Source organism: Bacteroidota bacterium, from assembly GCA_034439655.1.
Classification (GTDB): domain Bacteria; phylum Bacteroidota; class Bacteroidia; order UKL13-3; family UKL13-3; genus CANJUD01.
On record JAWXAU010000169.1, the window covers coordinates 1 to 6,950 of the forward strand.

General features: G+C 36.6%; 4 protein-coding genes. 2 read left to right on the forward strand and 2 right to left on the reverse strand.

Features of this window, described 5'->3' with window-relative positions; all coding sequences use genetic code 11:
• On the reverse strand, positions 1-2,720 hold a 2,720-nt coding region (locus tag SGJ10_12725), incomplete at its 3' end, for an N-6 DNA methylase (protein ID MDZ4758988.1).
• 284 nt (positions 2,721-3,004) lie between these two features.
• Between SGJ10_12725 and mrdA the strand changes: the two genes are divergently transcribed.
• Together mrdA and rodA are read left to right on the forward strand one after the other, a co-directional pair.
• Positions 3,005-4,951: a penicillin-binding protein 2 gene (gene mrdA, locus SGJ10_12730; protein ID MDZ4758989.1), complete on the forward strand. Its 1,947-nt coding sequence runs from the start codon at positions 3,005-3,007 to the stop codon at positions 4,949-4,951.
• Positions 4,952-5,357: 406 nt separating this feature from the next.
• Positions 5,358-6,647 carry a rod shape-determining protein RodA gene (rodA, locus tag SGJ10_12735; GenBank protein MDZ4758990.1) on the forward strand — a complete coding sequence of 430 codons (1,290 nt, stop codon included), beginning with the start codon at positions 5,358-5,360 and terminating at the stop codon, positions 6,645-6,647.
• A 66-nt stretch (positions 6,648-6,713) separates the two neighbouring features.
• On the opposite strand, the gene SGJ10_12740 is transcribed toward rodA, so the two are convergent.
• Positions 6,714-6,950, reverse strand: a 237-nt coding sequence (locus SGJ10_12740) for a hypothetical protein (protein MDZ4758991.1), incomplete at its 5' end; no start/stop codon positions are given.

Here is a 6,950-nt window from a genome sequence, read left to right on the forward strand (position 1 = left end):
AAATATGACTGATTCATGTCGTCTGATAAATAATTAATACAATAAAAATTAATTAGTTTTGAGAACAATATACATTGCAAGTAACACAAATCATCTATACTATTAGTATTTGATGTTATTGTTTGCAGTGTTTTCATTCCTGCAGAATTGTTTCGCATATCTATAGCTGAAACAATTCTATTCTTCCATCTCATTTTTTGAATTCTTGTTATCCATATTTTGGGATGTGAATATATTGCCTTCAGTTTATTTGGCGTTAAACCTTCGCTATTAATTGATTTCCCTTCTGCAACAAAATTTGCTTTAATATCTGCAGGTATTACCATTCTATAATCTCCCTTTAGGCTTTCTTTGATATTATATTTACTTCCTTCTTCTCCTCGAGATAGCTGATAATTACTTAATAATCCAAGTCTTGGATATTTTTCAATTTTCTCAATTATATCTTGTTCGAACTTTGAAGCTTTATAGCCCACAATCATTTTTTCTTTATTTGCCCAAATGCTTTGCTCTATTAAAGTATCTGCATCCCATTCAGATTTCCCAAAACAATCCAACCTTTCTTCTGCAGAAACCACAAATCGACTTATTTTTTTTTGTTGTATAAATGTGTTTTTTTTAGGGCTCGATTTATTAATAAAAAATATACAACACCAAGTATCCCTAACTTGAGAAAAAACTGGCCCTGTTTCAATTAATTCATAAAATGAATAATTAAGAAATATGTATTTTCGAAATGAATAGAAATCATCTTTACGCAAAAAAGTATCTGGTGTAATAAATCCTAGAACGCCACCTTGCCGTAATATTGAAAGTGCTCTTTCAGTGAAAGCAGAATATGAATCAAAACTGCCATCATACGCAGAAATATAATTTGTTCTAATATACCAAGCAGTATCTTCAGTAAACTCTGCACCCCAAGGTGGATTTCCAATCACAACATCAAATCCTCCTTGGTCACCATAATTTAATTCTGATTCTTTTGCTATGCCACCTAGTTTTTTTATAAGTTCATTAGCTTTATCTTCTTCGTCTTTTGCCTGTTTCAGAATTCTTTTATTATGATATTTTATTTCTGTATCAATATTGGGTTTAGAGATTTTAAACACTTCGGGAAAAGCTTTTTTCCAGTTGAATGGTTTTATTTTTTTTTCGCCGCCAAAATCTAATTGTGCGTCATAATAATCAGTATCAATTAAACTGTTTCCATCTTTTATATTACTATCGAGCGTGGGCAATACACGCTCGTTAAACATACTATGCTGGGTGGCTATGCTTGCTTCGGTTTCGCCTTCCATACATTTTAGTAGTAGTGATAGTTTGGTTACTTCAACTGCATTTACATCTATATCGACCCCATATATATTATTAAGAAGTATTTGTTTTTTAATTGATGTAGTTAATGCCCCTGTGGGTGTTAGTGCTTTATCTTTTTTGGCTTCAGCAGATTTTTGTATATAATAATCTTGATGATACCGTAATAGATAATCGAATGCCCCAATTAAAAAACTGCCACTGCCACAAGCGGGGTCCACAATTTTTATTTTTGATATATCTTTGGGTGCTTTATTATCGATAAGTTTGCCAATTGTATTTTTTACTATATAATCGACTATATATTGTGGGGTATAATACACACCGCCTGCCTTGCGTACTTCAGGTTTCTCTTCTATGTAGGCACGATGAGCTTTGTCTATTTTAATTTGCTTGCCAAGGAATTGTTCATAAGCACTTCCTAAAATTTCAACTGGTAGAACAGAGAACTCATAAGGACTTTCGGGATAATATAATTCGTTTATAATGGTTTTGACAACCTTATTATCAACCTTTATATCTTTGCTTATAGAGTCTTTCTTAAAATCGAATAAACCTGAGTTATATTTATCATCGGCTAACTTAAAAAAGTGAAATAGATTTTGATAATAATCGCCTTGCTTAATTGCTTGCTGCATGGCTCCATAAGGTTCAACTCCTCTGTCTTCTGCTATTCGCAGAAATATAAGACGGTCGATAGTTTGTTGTACTACAAAATTAAGTTCATCCTCGTCTAATTCTTTGTTATTCCAACTAATACTTGTAGCGAGGTAGGTACGCCAACTATCGAGCGATTGCAAAAATGCTGTATCGACAGTGGCGGTGCCTTTTTTATTAGCATTGCCTAAAATGAACTTATCAAAACTACCTTTAAGTACACTTTCTTTGCTAAAAGTATTCCATAGGAAATCAAATTCTGTGAGATAATCTTTATAGGTTAAATATTTAATACGTGCTACTGATGCTTTATCAGTAGGCTTGGGTTGTTTGGTACAATCGTAAACTGCCAATTCTTCAAAATCAGTAACTATACTTACAGCTAATTTTGCATTCCATCCATACCTACGAACTTGGTAGGCAGGTATTATATCATTTTTTATAAAAATACTTGGTTTTTTTGCTTCGACAAAAAATAATCTTTTGGTGCCTGATAAGCGAAATGAATAATCGGGGGCCTTGGTAGCCTTGCCTATTTTTACTCTGTCTTCGTGTATTACTTCTCTATAACTTTCAGCATAACCATTTTCATTATCAATATCCCATCCCAAAGCTTTAAAGAAAGGGTCAATAAAGTCACGCCTTGTAAGTGTTTCGTTATATTCAGTTTTCTTATATGAATTGTATTGTTCATCAAACCTTTCAACGAGTTGTGCTATCTTTTTGTATGCTGTTTCTTTCGTTTGCATTTCGGCTTCAAATGTAATTTCGCATTTGTTATGAATAGCCAAAAGTTATGAATAGTTTTATTAACAATGGACTATTTTACTTTATATTATTTAAATGCTACTTTTATTATAATAAATTAGCTTCTTCTTTCGCAAATTTAACAAATACGCAACGCACAACCATGGCCAAATTTGTCAAATCCACCAAACCAAGACAATTAACAATACCCTGTGGATATTTGGCTTAGGGTAGTGGTAAACTTAGCTTTATATAAGGTTAACTTTGCACGCCTTGCCGTAAGTCCATGTCAGCCCAAAACAGTAACAAACAATTCACGTTCTTTATTATATTCACCATCGTGGGGTTTATATTTTTGTTGCGGCTGTTCTACCTACAGGTGCTTGCAGATGAGTATAAAGAGTTTGCCAAAAACAATACGCTGCACAACGTTACCCAATACCCTTCTCGTGGCTTAATACGTGACCGTAAAGGTGAGCTGATGGTGTTCAACAATGCCATATATGACCTGATGGTGATACCTGGCAAATGTGCGGGAATTGATACCATAGAGTTTTGCCGATTGCTGAGTATTGACAAACAAGGCTTTTTGCAACGCTATGATAAGATGCGAAAATCGAAAGGATTTAGTATGCAGCGTAGTCAGGTTTTTGAAAAGCAAATCACGCCAGAAACATTTGCAGCGTTTCAAGAAAAACTATATGATTTCCCAGGTTTTTTTATTGAGAAAAGAACGGACAGAAACTACCGAAACAAATCGGCCGCCCATGTATTGGGTTATATAGGCGAGGTAAATGATAGTGATATTGCACGCTCAGGCGGTTATTATAGACAGGGCGATTTCATTGGTATCAGTGGCATTGAGCGTGCTTATGAAGAAAAGCTGCGGGGCAAAAAAGGTGTGCGTTATGTATTGGTGGATGCACTGAACCGCGAACAGGGGAGTTATAAAAATGGAGAGTATGATACCCTGCCCATTACCGGAGAAGATTTATATACTACGCTAGATGTGAAACTGCAATTGCTGGGCGAGAGTCTGCTGCAAAATAAAGTAGGAAGTGTGGTTGCCATAGAACCTAAAACAGGCGAAGTGCTTAGTATGGTAAGCAGTCCAGGGTATGACCCTAATTTATTTATAGGCAGAGAGCGGGGCAATAATTATATGAAACTATTACAAGATCCTGCCAAGCCTTTGTTCAACCGACCTATACAAGCACCTTATCCTCCGGGTTCTATTTTTAAAATTGTGATGAGCTTGATAGGGCAGCAAGAAGGTGTGCTCACACCACAAACTACTTATGGTTGCGGTGGTGGCTATAATAATGGCAGTAACCGCGTAGGTTGCCACGCACATGGTGGCCCGCTCGATTTGCGTGGTGCGATTCAGATTTCGTGTAATGCTTATTACTGCCATGTTTTTAAAACCGTAATCGACAATAATAAATATAGCTATGTTGATGAAGCCTTCAAACAATGGCGTAAGCATATAAATAGTTTTGGCTTGGGAATACGATTGGGAATAGAGTTACCGCAAGTGAGTATGGGCTTAGTGCCCAAAGTTGAAATGTATGATAAAACTTATGGGCAGCACCATTGGAAAGCAAGTACTATTATATCATTGGCCATCGGTCAAGGTGAGCTGGGAATAACGCCTTTGCAAATGGCAAACGTTACCGCCATATTGGCCAATAGAGGTTATTATATAGATCCACATATTGCCAAACATTTTGGAAAAGACAGAAAACCATTAGAGCAGTTTACCAAAAAGAATTATACTACCGTGAACCGTGAGTATTATGATGTGGTGGTAGAGGGTATGGCCGATGTGGTAAAGGGCGGAACAGGTACTGTCGCACAAATTACAGGGATTGATATATGTGGTAAAACAGGAACTGCACAAAATCCACATGGAAAAGACCACAGTGTATTTATAGCTTTTGCTCCCAAAGATAATCCCAAAATTGCGATAGCGGTGGTGGTAGAAAATGCAGGTTTCGGGGCGGAGTGGGCGGCACCTATCGCCAGCCTGATGATGGAACAATACCTAACAGATACCGTAAAGCGACAAGCCATGAAAGAACGCATGGAGAAAGGAAACCTAATGCCAAATGTATTGCACGAAAATGCCCCCAAAGACGCAAGCAAGGACGATAAAAAAGACCCAAAAAACAAGAATAATAAAGACAAGAAACAAGCGATACTAAATCAGAAATTGAAACCGAAGAGAATATAGTTGATAGTAAACAGTAGCCAGTAATCAGTAGTCAGTAGCTGACGCCGAATGGAACTGCTTACTGACCACCGACTACTGATTACTAATTACTGACCACTGACCACTGATTACTGCCCGCCGCGGCGGGCTGATTACCGCTTACTGACCACTGTTTACTGTTTACTGACTACTGACCACTGACTACTGTTTACTGTTTACTGGACCACTGATTACCAATTACTGCTTACTAATTACTGACCACCGACTACTAATTACTAATTACTGACCACTGATTACCAATTACTGCTTACTAATTACTGACCACCGACTACTAATTACTAATTACTGACCACTAATTACTAATTACTGACCACTGATTACTAATTACTAATTACTGACTACTGATTACTAATTACTGACTAAAAAAATGTTCGACGCCACCCCACAAGAAAAAGAAATAAGCACCCAAGGCTACGACTGGGTTACTATAGGTATGTACCTGTTTTTTGTGGCCTTTGGTTTCTCTTGTATTTATGCTGCGGATTACAAACCAGAACATGCCAGTTTGTTCGATTGGAAAACAAACCATGGCAAGCAACTTATATTTATTGGCGTATCGGTGGTATTGGGCTTTATTATATTGCTGAGTGAATACGAAATTTATCCCACCTTTGCTTGGTTGATATATGGTTTTATTATGTTCCTCATATTCTCTGTTATATTTATTGGTACTGAGGTGAAAGGAGCTAAGTCGTGGTTCGGTATTGGGGGCTTTGGTTTTCAACCTTCAGAGTTTGGTAAGTTTGCGGTAAGTTTGGCGTTGGCGAGATATCTATCGGGGTATGATATAAAATTTAAAAACCTGAAAACACAATTATATTGTGCAGGTATTATCGCACTGCCTATGCTTATAACACTGTTGCAAAACGATACAGGATCGGCATTGGTATATGGGTCTTTTATATTGGTATTATATCGAGAAGGTTTGCCTGGTTATATACTAGCCATGGGTTTGGTAATGGTTATATTTGCAGTATTATCATTATTGGTAAAACCTATCATATTATGCGTGATATTGGTTACCGTTGCACTTGCTATAGTATATCTTTTCCGAAGGCAAAGTTCGTTTATATATCTTACTTTAATTACAGTTGCCATTTCTTGCATATTGGTATTCTCCGTAAATTTTGTATTTAATAAAGTATTACAACCTCACCAACGTGACCGTATCAATGTATTATTGAACCGCGAAGTAGATTTGAAATCGGTGGGATACAATGTGCACCAAAGTAAAATTACGATTGGCTCAGGAGGCTTGCTAGGCAAAGGCTACCTGGAAGGAACGCAAACCAAAGGCGATTTTGTACCCGAACAAACTACTGATTTCATATTTTGTACCGTAGGAGAAGAATGGGGATTTGCAGGCACCGGCTTGTTTGTTATATCATTTGTATATTTCCTTTGGCGACTGGTAATGATAGCAGAGCGACAGCGAAATAAATTTAATAGGGTATATGCATATTCCGTTGCTTCTATATTGTTTTTTCATTTCCTAATAAATATAGGAATGACCATTGGCGTAATGCCAGTAATTGGAATACCCCTACCCTTTTTTAGTTATGGCGGTTCATCTCTTTTAGGATTTACTATATTGCTATTTATACTATTAAAATTGGATAGTAACAGGGTGAATGAGTTGCAAAGCGTTTTTGACTAAGGAATAAGGAGCAGGAGTAAGGAGTAAGGGGTAAGGGGTAAGGGGCTTTTGCCTGATTTTGTTTTCCTAAAAATAAGGACTATGTTTTAGATAAAAATTTAATATGAATAATACATGGCTATACAAAAGTCTGCAAATATAATTGCTTGGCAACGAGCACAGGATGATGCTGTCAAAATTTATATTGCGTTTAATACCGAAACTCAATATATAATAGTCCAAAAGAAAGGGACTAATCCCGAATGCTTTCGGGATGTAGTTCGGCATTACCATTCTACAAACCAAATCCGCCACAGGCGGAGA